The sequence below is a fragment of the Novosphingobium sp. ZN18A2 genome, assembly GCF_036784765.1.
Classification (GTDB): Bacteria; Pseudomonadota; Alphaproteobacteria; order Sphingomonadales; family Sphingomonadaceae; genus Novosphingobium.
Window position 1 is genome coordinate 2,204,167 of record NZ_CP136651.1, and the last position, 13,860, is coordinate 2,218,026.

Here is a 13,860-nt window from a genome sequence, read left to right on the forward strand (position 1 = left end):
CGCTAGTCAAGTTGCAAAACCGCACCTAGACCGGGGGAAACAGCGACGATTTGCGATTCATCAAGGGACGAGGAAAGACTTTCATGAACGACAGCGACACCATGGATAAGACCCCGCATTTCGTGCGCCCTGACGTAAGCGCCTTCCTTTCCTTCCTTAACGGGATGGACCGCCCGCAGCTCAGCGAAATGGCGCTGGAGGAAGCGCGCGCATCCTATGTCGCGATGAACCCGCTGGCCGAGGCCGATCCGCGCGAACTGGCGGTTATCAAGGATCTGACCTGCCCCGGACCGGCAGGGGACATCCCGATCCGGCTTTACGATGCGCGCGGGACGCGCGAACCAGGCCCGGTGGTGATGTTCTATCACGGCGGCGGCTTCGTGATCGGTGACTTGGAAAGCCACCATAACCTTTGCACCGAAATTGCCGCCGAACTGGATATGCCGGTCGTCGCGGTCCATTATCGACTGGCACCGGAACATCCGTTCCCCGCCGCTCCCGACGATTGCGAAGCGGCAACGCGCTGGGTCGCGGGCAGCCCCGAAGAGCTGGGCCGCAAGATCACCGGCCTGATTCCGATGGGCGATTCGGCCGGCGGCAACCTGACGATCGTGACGACGCAGGCACTGGCGGAAAAGCCGGCAGACGTGCCGGTTGTGCTGCAGGTGCCGATCTATCCGCTGAGCGACGAAAAACCCGATCACCCATCCATGATCAATTTCGCGGAAGGCTTCCTGCTGACGGCGGAAGCGATGGCGTGGTTCGGCGAATGCTACAAGGCGGCGTCCGATGACAAGCGCGCCTATCCGATCCTTGGCGAACACAGCGACATGCCGCCAACCGTGCTGATCACGGCAGGGTTGGACCCCATTCGCGACAGCGGCCGTGTCTATGGCATGGAACTGATCCGCGCGGGGTCCGACGTCGTTTTCCTTGAAATGAAGGGGTCGATCCACGGCTTCACCAATGTGCGCAAGGCGATTCCCTCAGCGCAGGTGGACCTGCACAGGGTCTTCGCCGCGATGCGCCTTATGCTCGGGATGGCCGAATGACAGACGAATACGCCTCGCTTCCTTACCGTCCCTGTGCCGGGCTGATGCTCGTCAACGGGGACGGCCACGTGTTTGTCGGCAAGCGGATAGACAACAAGGAAGGCGATGCCTGGCAGATGCCCCAGGGCGGAATCGACGACGGCGAGGACTTCCTCGCCGCCGCGATGCGCGAGCTTTGGGAGGAGACGGGCGTTTCGGAAGGGCTTGTCTCCGTCCTGGCCGAAAGCCGCGAGGAATACTTCTATGACTTGCCCGAAGACCTTCTGGGCAAGCTGTGGGGCGGAAAATATCGCGGACAGCGCCAGAAATGGGTGCTTTTGCGCTTTTCGGGAAATGACAACGACGTGCGGCTGGATGCGCACAACCCGCCCGAATTCTGCGACTACAAATGGGTGGTGCCCGATGACCTGCCCGACCTGATCGTGCCGTTCAAACGACGCGTCTATCGCCAGGTGGTAGAGGAGTTCCGCACCCTGATCTGAGCCGCACAGTGCGGCGCCGGTTGCGGCTGCCTCAGTTGCTTTCGACCTTGGGTTCGGGCTTGACCGATTCCGCGCTTACGACGCGGGGCATCGGGCCGCGCGCGATCGTGGCGGCAAGCGCCTTGGAAGCGTCACACGTCTTGCCGCACAGGCCCTCAAGCCGGGCAAGATTGCCCTTGGCGCGATCGAGCGCGCCCTTGTCTGCCAGCGCCTCACCCTCGCCCGAAATGGCCGAGACGTTGTTCGGATCGCGGCTGAGCGCTTCGCGGTAATAATGGATGGCCTTGCCCGGCATTCCGTTGCTGCGCTCTGCATTGCCGAGCGCCACAAACGTGGCCACATGCCCCGGATCCAGTGCGAGGGCGGATTCGAACGATCCTATCGCCGCATTCTTCTCACCTGCCGAAAGCTGCGCCTCACCACTTGCCAGCAAGGTATTCACCCGCGGATCGGCAGGTTCCACATCCCGCGCCTGGCCCACGCTTGCCGTAACCGCGGCGAGCATGGAAAGGGCAATGGCAGCGGGATAATAACGCATGGCAAACTCCTTGAGCCGAGGTCCCAGATCTTGAGCAACGGCAGTCATGACCGGATCGTTATCACAGCCTTTGCAGCGTTGCGAAGAAAAACCCGTCCGTGCCGTCATGGCACGGTGTCAGCCGCGTTCCCGGTCCATGCGGCCGCCCGGCGGCAAGCAGCGAGGGCAGCACCTTCCAGCCAGGGTGGCTATCGAGAAACCACGCAATCTGGTCCGTCCCTTCGGCATCGAGCAGCGAACAGACGATATAGGTGAGCCGTCCACCCGGCGCGACCAGCGCCTGCGCAACGTCCAGCACGCCGCGCTGGGCGGCAACGTGCCGGTCGAGCGTCTTGGGAGACAAGCGCCAGCGCGCTTCCGGGTTGCGCCGCCAGGTGCCCGTGCCCGAACAGGGCGCGTCCACCAGAACGGCATCGGCACGGCCCTGCCAGTCCGCCAGCATCTCTGGCTCGCGTCCGGGGTCCAGCAAGCGCGTTTCGACGATGGCCCCGGCCCGCGCGGCGCGCGGCTGGAGGCGCGATAGGCGCGTGCGATCGATATCGCAGGCCAGAAGACTGCCGTTGTTCTCCATCGATGCGGCCAGCGACAGGGTCTTGCCCCCTGCCCCGGCGCACAGGTCTATCACCTTTTCGCCCGGCGCTGCCGCAAGCGCGGCGCAGGCAAGCTGGCTGCCGCCGTCCTGCACCTCGAACAGGCCCTCGTCGAACTGTGGCCAGCTTTCGACCGGGGTGCCTGCGGCGAACCGCAAGCCATCGGGCGCGGTCAGCCGCTCTGCCGGGTGCGCCAGTTCGGCGGCAAGCGCATCGCGATCCGCCTTCAGCCGGTTGACCCTGATATCCAGCGGCGCGCGGTCCAGCAGCGCGGCCCGCTCTGCCTCGTCAACGCCGGACGCCGCCAGTGCATCGACCAGCCATGCGGGGGCGACACCGCCCGATGCTGCGCCTTCGCCTTCGGCAACGGGCGCCGGACCATAACCGGAACCATCGAACAGCGGCGCAATCGCCGTGTCCACTTCCGCCAGACGCAGCATGGCCGCGCGCCCGCTTGGCGGAATATCGCCGCAAGCGCGGATTGCCGACCAGACCAGTTCGCGGATCGCGCGCCGGTCCTTCGATCCGGCAAACCGCCGCGCGCGGAACCATTCCGCCGCAATACGGTCGGCAGGCGCCCCGCCGGACCGGGCGGCGGCGATCACACCGTCGAGTATCTCGATGGCTGCCTGAACACGCGCGGCAGGCGTCATTGGGTCGGGTAGTTGGGCGCTTCGCGAGTGATGGAAACGTCGTGAACATGGCTTTCGCGCAGGCCCGCGCCGGTAATGCGCACGAAGCGCGCATTGCGGCGCAGCTCGTCGATAGAGCGCGATCCGGTATAGCCCATGGCCGCCTTGATGCCGCCGACAAGCTGGTGAACCACGTCCTTGGCCGGCCCCTTATAAGGCACCTGCCCCTCGATGCCTTCGGGCACCAGCTTCATCTGGTCCTTGATGTCCTGCTGGAAATAGCGGTCCGCGCTGCCGCGCGCCATCGCACCGACAGAGCCCATGCCGCGATACGACTTGTAGGCACGCCCCTGATACAGGAACGTTTCGCCCGGCGCTTCCTCGGTGCCGGCCAGCATCGACCCGACCATGATTGTGGAAGCACCGGCGGCAAGCGCCTTTGCCGCATCGCCGGATGTGCGCAGGCCGCCATCGGCGATAACCGGGACGCCCGATTTTTCCGCCTCCGCTGCGCATTCCATCACGGCGGTAAGCTGCGGCACACCAACACCCGCAACGATGCGCGTAGTGCAGATGGAACCGGGGCCGATGCCCACCTTGATCCCGTCTGCCCCCGCATCGATCAGCGCGCGGGTTGCTTCCGCGGTGGCGACGTTGCCGGCAATCACCTGCACCGAATTGGACATCTTCTTCACCGCTTCGACAGCGCGCGCGACGTCGCGGTTGTGACCGTGCGCGGTATCGATGATGACCACGTCGCATTCGGCCGCGATCAGCGCCTCTGTGCGCGCGAAGCCCTTTTCGCCCACAGTGGTTGCCGCCGCGACGCGCAACCGGCCCGCCGCGTCCTTGGTCGCATTGGGGAAGGTCACCGCCTTTTCGATGTCCTTCACCGTAATCAGACCCACGCAGTGATAGGCATCGTCCACCACCAGCAGCTTTTCGATGCGGCGCGCGTGCAGCAGGCGGCGCGCATCTTCCTGGCTGGTGCCGAGCGGGACGGTCGCCAGGTTTTCGCTCGTCATCAGTTCGCTTACCGGCTGGGCCGGATTGTCGGCAAAACGCACGTCGCGGTTGGTAAGGATGCCCACCAGCCTGCCGCCGTTTTCCACCACCGGGATGCCGCTGATCCGGTTAGCCTGCATGATCGCCTGCGCCTCGCCCAGCGTCGCGCCGGGCGCAACGGTGATGGGATTGACGACCATGCCGCTTTCGAACCGCTTCACCGCGCGCACCGCGGCGCACTGTTCCTCGATCGTCAGGTTCCGGTGCAGCACGCCGATCCCGCCCACTTGCGCCATGACGATCGCCATGTCCGCTTCGGTAACGGTATCCATGGCGGATGAAATGACCGGGATGTTAAGGCTGATTTCCCTGCTGAGGCGCGTCCGCGTATCAGCCTGCGATGGCAAGAGGTCGGACTCGGCCGGACGCAGCAGGACGTCGTCGAATGTAAGGCCGATGGGGATATCGAAATTGGCTGCCACAGCTTTGTCCGTTCGTGCGCGGGGGGAATCGTGGCGGCCCATGTAACCAAGCCGGGGCGACTGCGCTAGTGGTTCAATGCGCGCCACTGTCCGGCAGGGGCCACCGGCGCGGGTCGGCGAATTCCCGCACCAGCGCGACGAGCATGTTCACGTCGTCCACTGCCCCGCCCAGTTCCAGCTTGGGGGAATATTCGTCGTCCGGCTTGTGATAGCGTTCTTCCATGAAGCGTTTCAGGCGCTTGTCGTCGCCATAGGCGGTGCTGACCATCACGGATGGCACATCGTGCTGCATGAAGGCCCAGATGTCCTGTCGTTTGACATAGGCATTGGCCTCATCGCCGTCGGCCAGCTTGCGCTTCGTTGCCGTGACGACCTTTTCGATACCGGGATCAAGCCCCGTCATCCCCTTGCCGACGATCCCGAATGGCCCGCCCGATCGGGCGATCGCATCGGAATCGACGTTGAACGCGGCCACTATACGGTCAAGCGGCAATGGCGGGTTTTCGGTGAACGCCTGTGCACCCAGCATCCCCATTTCCTCGCCCGTGGTCGCGACGAAATAGACGTCGCGATCGAGCGGTTTGCCGCGAGCGAGGATGCGCGCGACTTCGGTGATAACCGCAAGGCCGCTGGCATTATCGACCGCGCCGTTGCAGATCGCGTCTTTCGACGGATCGCCGCACCGGCCCAGATGGTCCCAGTGGGCGACAAGCAGCACCGCCCCGTCCTGCGGCCGCTTGCCCGGCAACCGGCCGACAAGGTTGTGCGTCTGCACACGGGTTTCGCGGCTTGTCGCTTCAAGCGAGACGGTAAAGGGCATCAGGCGCGGCACGAAGCCCGCCTTCGATGCCTGCGCTTCCAGCGAGGAGACGCCTCCGCCCGGTTTCGCTCCCAGCAGCGTCGCGGCAAAGGCCGGCGTGACAAACGCCTCAAGGTCTCCGTCCGAACGCCCGTTGGCCAGGGCATATCCGGCCTTTGCCCGCTTTGCGCGTATATCGGGTATCGAATGATCGCCGTCGAGCACGGTCATGACCGCGGCCGCGCCGCCGTCAAGCAGCCGGCCCTGCCGTTCTGCCAGCGAAATGCCGGATTTTTCCTTGTCTCCGTCGCCGGTCTGGGCATCCAGCATCATCGCCACCCTGCCGGCAAGTTCGGCGCGTGGCGGCACCGGGCCGTTCCCCTGCCCGACAAACAGGACAGGCGCGTTGTTGACCAGCCCGCGCGTGCCGGAGGTCGCGACGAATGCCGCCCCTTCCGGAACCGGGATGCGCCGCTTGCCGCGCATGAACACCGCGCGCGAGGCAACGGGAACGCGTTCGACAAGGGCGACGGGCGCGAACCAGGGATTGCCCGGATCGTTCGTTCCTGATTCCAGCCCGATATCGAACCATTGCCGCACCAGGTAACGCAGCGTTTTTGTCTCACCGTCGGTGCCTGGCAGACGGCCTTCGAACGCATCGCTGGAAAGCGTTTCGATATGCGCGCGCAAGGCTGCCTCTATCCGCGCGTCGGACGGGCCGTCGGCCGTGGCGGGCGCGCGTGCCGCAAGCAACGCTGTTGCCGCAAGGACAAGCCCTGCCGCACGCACCGCCACACCAAAACGCAAACGCTTCATCGCCCCCCTCGGAAGGTTCCGCCCCCGATATTCAGAAAGGCGGCGGCGAACGCAAGGTTCCCTGTGTCCGGGGCGGACGCGTTTGCGCAGCGATTGCGTGGCGATTGTGTCGTGCGTGCCGCTATTCGGCCGTCCAGCCACCATCGATCGACATATTCGCGCCGGTGATCTGGGAGGCTTCGTCGCGGCACAGGAACAGGGCCATCGCGGCCACCTGTTCGGGCAGCACGAACTCACGCGTGGGCTGGCGCACCAGCATCACTTCGTTCAGCACCTGCTCGCGCGTCATGTTACGCGCTTTCATCGTATCGGGAATCTGGTTTTCCACCAGCGGCGTCCAGACATAGCCGGGGCTGATGCAATTGACGGTGATGCCGCAGGTCGCCAGTTCAAGCGCCAGTGTCTTGGTAAGCCCCGCAAGGCCGTGCTTGGCCGAGACATAGGCCGATTTGAAAGGCGATGCCGTAAGCGAGTGGGCAGACGCGGTGGAGATGATGCGCCCCCAGCCCTTCTCCTTCATGTACGGCACCGCCAGTCGCGCGGCATCGAAAGCGGAGGTCAGGTTGAGCGCGATGATCGAGTCCCATTTTTCCGGCGGAAATTCCTCGACCGGCGCGACGTGTTGCATCCCGGCATTGTTGACGAGGACATCCACCCCGCCGAACGTATCGGCGGCCAGCGCCATCATCTCTTCGACACCCGATCGCCTGGTGAGGTCCGCCCCTGAATGCACGGCCCTGCCGCCGCTGGCCGACGCCAGTTCCTCACATATCCGCGCGATTTCCGCCTCGTCGCCAAATCCGTTGATGACCAGATTGGCGCCTTCGGCCGCGAATGCCTTTGCATAGGCAAGACCGATTCCGGATGTGGAACCGGTAACCAGTGCGCATTTGTCCTTGAGGAACATGACTCGACTCCGGATAGTGGCTGACGATGGTGCCAATCGCCGTCCGCGCCCCGCTTGTCCAGAAGCAGGCACGACCAGACCAACAGGGGATCACGATGCGCCTCGACGATTACGATAACAACATAAGGGTCGAGGACCAGCGCGGTTCCCGCATGTCCATTGGCGGCAGGGGCGGCAAGGTCGGCTGCGGCGGCATCGTGATCGCGCTGATCGCGGCGCTGGTGTTCGGGGTGGACCCCGGCCAGATGCTGTCGATGATGGAAGGCAGCGGCTCCACGACCGGCCCCGTGCAGACGCAGGGCGGCAACACGATAGAGGAAAGCTGCTCTGTCAACGAATACAGCCATGAAAGCTGCAACGCGCTGTCTTCGCTGAACAAGACATGGGCACCGCTGTTCAGGCAGGCGAACATCCCCTTCACCGCCCCCAAGCTGGTGTTCTATTCGCAGTCGGGCCAATCGGGCTGCGGCGCGGCGCAAAGCGCGATGGGGCCGTTCTATTGCCCCACCGACCAGGGCATCTACATCGACACGGATTTCTACAGGGAAATGGCCGGACAGATGCGCGCCGGCGGCGATTTTGCCCGCGATTACGTGATCGCGCACGAATACGGGCATCACATCCAGAACCTGCTTGGCCTGTCCAGCCAGGTACACAGCCTCCAGCAGCGCAATCCCTCGCGCGCGAACGAGCTTTCCGTGCGGCTTGAGCTTCAGGCCGATTGCTATGCCGGCGTATGGGCAGGCCGCAATCGCAGCCGGATTGAACCCGGCGATATCGAGGAAGGGATGACCGCGGCCCACCAGATCGGCGACGACGTGCTGATGAAGGCCGCCGGGCGCCGCCCGGTCGAATCCGCCTTCACCCACGGCAGCGCGGCGCAGCGCATGAAGTGGCTGAGGACCGGCATCGAAACGGGGGACGAAGACAAGTGCGATACGTTCTCCGACTTGCGATAATGCCCATGCGAATAAGGGATTGGGGGAACTCCTTCCCTTTCCTTGCGTAGAAAAAGGAGAAAGATTTATTCGCATGAAAGCCGCCCGGTTCCTTTCCCTTGCCATTGCCGCCACTACCGCGGGGACGGCGTTCATTCCTGCTTCGGCGCAGACCGCGGTGGACCCGGACAACGTGACCGCGCGCGACGTGGTGTTGAAGCCGTTCACCGACTTCAATCTTGAGAAAGACCCCGTTCCCGACATCCTGCAAACGGCGGTTGCCAAGCCATACGACCTGACCGGGCTTCGCGAATGCAGCGCCATGTCGAACGAAGTGCGCGACCTCGACACCGTTCTGGGCGACGATATCGATGCGGTGCAGGAAAAATCGCGCGGAGAAAAGCGCGGAAACGCGATTGGCGGGGCGGCGCAATCGGTTGTCGGTTCGCTGATCCCTTTCGGCGGCCTGATCCGCGAGATTTCAGGCGCGAACGAAAACCGCAGGCGCTGGAACGTCGCGCTTTACGCGGGATCTGTGCGGCGCGCGTTCCTGAAAGGCATCGGCCAGCAGCGCGGCTGCGCTTATCCGGCGCGGTCGGCCGACCACGCGACGCCGGAGCAGGTCGAAGCGGAGCGCCTGCGCATCGACGAGGCGCGCAAGAACGGCAAGGAAGACGACTGAGCGCCGCACGCGCGCTTCGCAGACCTGCTTGCTCAGGCCGCAGGATTTCGGCCCTTCGCGTTTGGCGGCAATTCGCCTAAAGAGCGCCGATGCGCCTGACCGACTGCCACAACATCGCCGATTTCCGCCTGCTCGCCAAAAAGCGGCTGCCCTGGCCGGTGTTCGACTATATCGACGGCGCGGCCGACGACGAGATCACCAAACAGCGCAATACGGCCGCTTATGACGACGTGGACCTGGTGCCCGAAATCCTTGCCGGGGTCGAAACAATCGACATGTCGACCACGATCATGGGCAGGAAAAGCGCGCTGCCTTTGATGCTTTCGCCCACCGCGCTGCAACGCATCTTTCACTGGCAGGGCGAACGCGCGGTGGGCCGCGCGGCAGAAAAGTTCGGGCTGTGGTTCGGCATTTCCAGCCTGTCCACGGTCAGCATAGAGGAGATCGGATCGACGATTTCCACGCCCAAGCTGTTCCAGTTCTATTACCACAGGGACAAGGGCCTCAACCATTCGATGATTGAGCGCTGCCAGGCCGCGAAGTTCGACGCGATCGCGCTGACGGTGGACACCATCGTGGCCGGCAAGCGCGAACGGTGCCTGCGATCGGGCTTCACCTCGCCGCCGAAGCTGACCCCGCGTTCGGCCATTTCCTATGCGATCAAGCCGCAATGGGCGTTGAACTGGTTCCTGCGCGAAAAGTTCAGCCTGCCCAACCTGGATACCCACGTCAGCGAGGGCACCGGGCAGGCCGTGTCCATCGCCGACTATTTCAACAAGATGCTCGATCCGTCGATGGACTGGAAAGCCGCACAGGACATTCGCGACCGCTGGGGCGGCAAGTTCTGCCTGAAAGGCGTGATGAGCGTGGCCGACGCGAAGCGCGCGGTGGAGATGGGCGCCGACGCGATCATGATTTCCAACCATGGCGGCCGCCAGCTTGACGGCAGCCGCGCCCCGTTCGACCAGCTTGAGGAAATCGTCGATGCGGTGGGCGGGCAGATAGAGATCATCAACGATGGCGGTGTGCGGCGCGGAACGCACGTGCTGAAGGCGCTGGCCACGGGGGCGACGGCCGCTTCGGGCGGGCGGCTTTACCTTTATGCACTCGCCGCCGCCGGTCAGGCGGGTGTCGAACGCGCGCTCTCTATCCTGAAGGAAGAGATAGAGCGCGACATGAAGCTGATGGGCGTGACGAGCGTGGACCAGCTCGACCGCACCCGCCTGCGCCGCCGCCGGTAGGGCAAGCGACGCCGGCGGGCGCACGGTCAGGCTGTGGCGTCGTGCCGGCCCACCGCGCCCCAGTCCACCTTGCGCGTCGCGTACATCACCCCAGCCAGCGCCGCGAAGAGCAGCACCGAACCGATCAGCAGGGACCATGCCGCAAGGTTAAGCAGCACGAACAGAAGCGCATAGAGGCCAACCAGCAGCGCACCGATGAAGCGCGCGCGCTTCCAGCTTCCCAGCACCGCGGCGCTATAGGCCGTCAGCAGCCCGATGATCGCGGCGCTGGCCAGAAGATAGGCGGCGGTAAAGCCGATCACTTCGGCAAAGGCCAGCAACAGCACGAAGAACAGGATAAGCCCCGCCCCGGTCAGCAGGTATTCGGCGGAAGCCACCCGCGCGCCGCCCACAACGTCGAACAGCAGGAACGCCAGGAACGTGAAGCCGATGAACAGGAAGCCGTATTTCACCGCGCGGTTGACCTTCGAATAGAGGTTTACCGGCTCCACCAGCCCGACTGTAACGGCCAGCGATTGCCCCGACCCGCCGCGATCGGCCCGTGCCATCGCGATATAGCTGCCGGACGAACCGTCCAGATTATCGATCTGCGGCGGCGCCATGTCCTCGTTCGCCACGGGCGGCTGGCCCAGCGCCAGCTTGTCGACCGTGTAACTGGCGGTGAAACCCTTGCCGGAGATCCGCGGTTTTTCCGGCAGGAACGATCCGCCGAAGCTTGGGCTGGGCCATGCCGACGTAACGTCCCAGCGGGTCGATCCTCCGCGCGGGACAAGGCCGATCGCGCGGCTGCCGCGCACCGAATAGGCATATTCGACTGGCAGCGTGCCCTGCCCGTCCCACGGCACGAACGCGAAAAAGCCTTGTCCGCCGCTGGCTGCCGGACCGTTTCCGGGCTGCACTTCAAGCGGCTTTCCACTCGCCTTGACAAACCCGCCGGTCGTCAGCCCGCGCGCGTCGGACACGCCGATGCGCAGTTCGGCGCGGTCCCACAGTATTTGGGCGGGCTTTATCCCGAACCGCGCAAGGTCCGCCGGAACGGCAAATGACGCGTGGCCTGAAACCCGCGCGGTATAAAGCACGCTGCGATAGATGGATTTCTTGCGCTCCTGCGGGTCGATCCGCGTCTCCGCCCTGTTTTCCACTGGCGAGAGATAGAGCGTCTTTTCCACTTCCACCGCGCGTTCAACGGTTTTTCCGTCAACGCTTTCGCGCTGCAGTTGCGTGGTCTTGTAGGGGATCGCGACGATGGGGCCTGAAAGCACCTGCTGCCCGCCCCACCCGGCGTTGATCGCCTGCTGCGCGGTTTGTGCCTGATCCTGCCGGTCGTAAACCAGTGCATAGACCAGCATCAGCGGGACGATCAAAACGGCGGCGACAATCGCCACGAACAGCAGCTTCATCCCCGGCGACCGTTCGCGCCGCGTCACACCGTTATCCATCGCGCTCTCCCCGTCGGCGACGTGTCATCCATGCACAGGGCTATGCCGCAAACGATGAACGGTTGCTGACGCACGACCAGACGAAATGGGCCGGCGGATCGAGGGGGACTGGAATCCCTCGTGCCGCCGGCCCGGGCCAAGTCAGGAAACCCGTGGGGATCGGGTGTCAGCTTTCCTGAGACAGCTTGGCGATTTCGCGGTCCATCGCGCGCAGGATGGTCTGCCGGATGCCATCGTCCATCTTGGGATCGGCGGCGATCTTCGCGCGGGCCTGGCGTATGCCGTCAAGCGCCTTGCCCATCGCGCAAACGCGGATGCGGGCGGCGCGCTGCTCACGCCCCGTTCCCGAACTGGCGGAGAAGTCATAGCTGTTGCCCGATGTGCCGCAGGTCGACGCTTCGGTCCGGGCAAGCGCGCGATCGGCTTCCGCTTCCGCGTTTGCGCGGATTTGACGCGAATTAACCTCGACCTGCGCGGCCTTGGCGGCGGCCTCGTCGGCCTGGCGCCTGGCCTCCGCCACTTCGCGATCGACCTTGGCCATCTCACGATCGAATTCGGCGTCGCTCATCCTCCGGTCGGTCTTGAGCACATAGCGCTGGCCGTTGCGCTCCACCGTGCGGGTATAGAGCTTGCCGTCCTTGCCGCCTTCGTTGCGGGTGATCATCACGATCCTGTGCCCGTTCTTTACCGCCTGGGGCGGAGCCTGAGGCGTGGGCGGTTCGGGAGCATCCGGCGCTGCAGGAGCGGCTGGCGCGGGCGGTGCGTCAGGGGCAACGGGCGCCTGCGGGGCGGCAGGCGGCGCCGGCGGCTCGGGCGCATCGGGCGCGCTGATCTGGGCATAGGTGACAGTGGCGGTAAGCGGCAGGGCAAGCGCGCCGAAGGCAACAAGCGTGCGCCCGGCCATGCGGCGGCGGCGGCTTGGGGTGGACATCGTCAGGCTCCTCAAACGGTGAATTATCGATTTTTCGCCGGCGACCGGGCAGGCGAGCGCCAGTTCGCGGCCAAGGCGCGGCCCGGCGGCGAAACCGGCGATCAGGCGGGCATAGGCCTCCCGCTCGGCCTCTGGCTCACCGGCAAGAACGCGCGCATCGCAAGCCGCTTCCTGGTCGCGCCGCAATGCGCGCCACGCCAGCCACGACACCGGGTTGAACCAGTGCAGCGCGAAAAGCGGCTGCATGGCCATGTTGAGCAGAATGTCCCCGCCATCGTGGTGCTGCAATTCGTGCCGCAGCGCCAGGTTGCAGCCCCGGCGATCCGCGCTGGCGGATAGCCCCACCGGCAGCGCCACGATCTTGTCGAACACGCCGAATGCAACGGGTGCGGGAACCATCGCGCTCTCGATCACGCGGATCTTGCCAACGCGGCCCAGTTCCACGCTGTCTTCGAGCACGCGCTTGCGCATCGTGTAATAGGTGACACCGCGCCACAGAAGGAACGCAAGCGCCCCCGCGATCCACACGGCCAGCAGCGGTGTTACAAAATTGATGCCGGCAGCGGTGGACACACTCGCCTGCACCGGCGCAGCGGTCGATGCGGCGTCGTTTGCGAGAACCGGCACGACCAGCGGCGCCCCGCCCGATGCCTGCATCGCGGAGACCGGCAACGTCACCGGGGGCACGACAAGGCGCAAAAGCGGCAGAAGCCAAAGGGCATAGGCAAGGCCGGGACCGAACGTGCGCGAAACCGGTCCGCGCAGGACCAGCACCAGCGCCATCAGCCCGCCGGTCCACACGAGCGTTTCCAGAAGCCAGGTTGCGAAAAGGGTCTGGGTCATTTGCGCAGCTCCTTCAGAAGGGCCTCGATCTCTGCAAGGTCGGCATCGGAAAGGGCTTCCTGCTCGGCCAGGTGCGCGAACAGCGACGATGCGCGCCCGCCGAACAGGCGATCTACCAGCCTGCGCGATTCACCGCCTACATAGGCGGAGCGTTCGACCAGCGGCGAATAGAGGAACCGCTTTCCGTCCGGTTCCGTGCCGACGGCCTCCTTCGAAACAAGGCGCGACAGCAGCGTCTTTACCGTGGCCAGGCTCCACCCTCGCGGTTTGCAGACGGCTTCGCACACTTCCTGCGCGGTAAGCGGGCTCCTGTCCCAGAGCGCCTCCATCACCGCATGCTCGGCCTCGCTGATACGTTCCTCGGCCATGAGCCTCCCTTTCGTTTACACACGTAATCGACTACGCATGTAAACGTGAACGGCATATGAATGGAGTCGTAATGAAAAGGGCGCGGCGGCCATTGGCCACCGCGCCCTCGACAAA

General features: G+C 64.8%; 13 protein-coding genes. 5 read left to right on the forward strand and 8 right to left on the reverse strand.

Features of this window, described 5'->3' with window-relative positions; translation table 11 throughout:
• Positions 1–83 precede the first annotated feature (83 nt).
• Entirely contained in the window at positions 84–1,052 is a 969-nt protein-coding gene (locus RXV95_RS10585) for an alpha/beta hydrolase (protein WP_338466016.1), read from the forward strand.
• The gene (locus tag RXV95_RS10590; protein WP_338466017.1) at positions 1,049–1,534 is read left to right on the forward strand and encodes an RNA pyrophosphohydrolase; all 486 of its coding nucleotides are present in this window, start codon (positions 1,049–1,051) and stop codon (positions 1,532–1,534) included. The genes RXV95_RS10585 and RXV95_RS10590 overlap by 4 nt, the downstream gene beginning before the upstream one ends.
• A gap of 31 nt (positions 1,535–1,565) precedes the next feature.
• Here the strand turns inward: RXV95_RS10590 and RXV95_RS10595 are convergent, their stop codons facing one another.
• The 5 genes from RXV95_RS10595 to RXV95_RS10615 form a co-directional block, all read right to left on the reverse strand.
• Complete coding sequence (locus tag RXV95_RS10595) at positions 1,566–2,072, reverse strand: tetratricopeptide repeat protein (protein WP_338466018.1); 507 nt, start codon at positions 2,070–2,072, stop codon at positions 1,566–1,568.
• 61 nt (positions 2,073–2,133) lie between these two features.
• Entirely contained in the window at positions 2,134–3,315 is a 1,182-nt protein-coding gene (locus tag RXV95_RS10600) for an RsmB/NOP family class I SAM-dependent RNA methyltransferase (protein WP_338466019.1), read from the reverse strand.
• Positions 3,312–4,823, reverse strand: coding sequence for an IMP dehydrogenase (guaB, locus tag RXV95_RS10605; RefSeq protein WP_338466020.1), 1,512 nt, complete (start codon positions 4,821–4,823; stop codon positions 3,312–3,314). The genes RXV95_RS10600 and guaB overlap by 4 nt, the downstream gene beginning before the upstream one ends.
• Positions 4,824–4,854: 31 nt before the next feature.
• Positions 4,855–6,396: a M28 family peptidase gene (locus RXV95_RS10610; RefSeq protein ID WP_338466021.1), complete on the reverse strand. Its 1,542-nt coding sequence runs from the start codon at positions 6,394–6,396 to the stop codon at positions 4,855–4,857.
• 121 nt (positions 6,397–6,517) lie between these two features.
• Positions 6,518–7,303, reverse strand: coding sequence for a 3-hydroxybutyrate dehydrogenase (locus RXV95_RS10615; RefSeq protein ID WP_338466022.1), 786 nt, complete (start codon positions 7,301–7,303; stop codon positions 6,518–6,520).
• 95 nt (positions 7,304–7,398) lie between these two features.
• On the opposite strand from RXV95_RS10615, the gene RXV95_RS10620 reads away from it, so the two are divergent.
• From RXV95_RS10620 to RXV95_RS10630, 3 genes are all read left to right on the forward strand, one after another.
• Positions 7,399–8,262, forward strand: coding sequence for a neutral zinc metallopeptidase (locus RXV95_RS10620; RefSeq protein ID WP_338466023.1), 864 nt, complete (start codon positions 7,399–7,401; stop codon positions 8,260–8,262).
• A gap of 73 nt (positions 8,263–8,335) precedes the next feature.
• Positions 8,336–8,923 (forward strand): hypothetical protein, encoded by a 588-nt coding sequence (locus tag RXV95_RS10625; RefSeq protein ID WP_338466024.1) that lies wholly within the window; start codon positions 8,336–8,338, stop codon positions 8,921–8,923.
• An 89-nt stretch (positions 8,924–9,012) separates the two neighbouring features.
• Entirely contained in the window at positions 9,013–10,164 is a 1,152-nt protein-coding gene (locus RXV95_RS10630) for an alpha-hydroxy acid oxidase (RefSeq protein WP_338466025.1), read from the forward strand.
• Positions 10,165–10,190: 26 nt separating this feature from the next.
• On the opposite strand, the gene creD is transcribed toward RXV95_RS10630, so the two are convergent.
• The 3 genes from creD to RXV95_RS10645 form a co-directional block, all read right to left on the reverse strand.
• Positions 10,191–11,603: a cell envelope integrity protein CreD gene (gene creD, locus RXV95_RS10635; RefSeq protein WP_338466026.1), complete on the reverse strand. Its 1,413-nt coding sequence runs from the start codon at positions 11,601–11,603 to the stop codon at positions 10,191–10,193.
• A 166-nt stretch (positions 11,604–11,769) separates the two neighbouring features.
• Positions 11,770–13,377 carry a M56 family metallopeptidase gene (locus RXV95_RS10640; RefSeq protein WP_338466027.1) on the reverse strand — a complete coding sequence of 536 codons (1,608 nt, stop codon included), beginning with the start codon at positions 13,375–13,377 and terminating at the stop codon, positions 11,770–11,772.
• Positions 13,374–13,745 carry a BlaI/MecI/CopY family transcriptional regulator gene (locus RXV95_RS10645; protein WP_338466028.1) on the reverse strand — a complete coding sequence of 124 codons (372 nt, stop codon included), beginning with the start codon at positions 13,743–13,745 and terminating at the stop codon, positions 13,374–13,376. Before RXV95_RS10645 ends, RXV95_RS10640 begins: the two co-directional genes overlap by 4 nt.
• Positions 13,746–13,860: the final 115 nt, after the last annotated feature.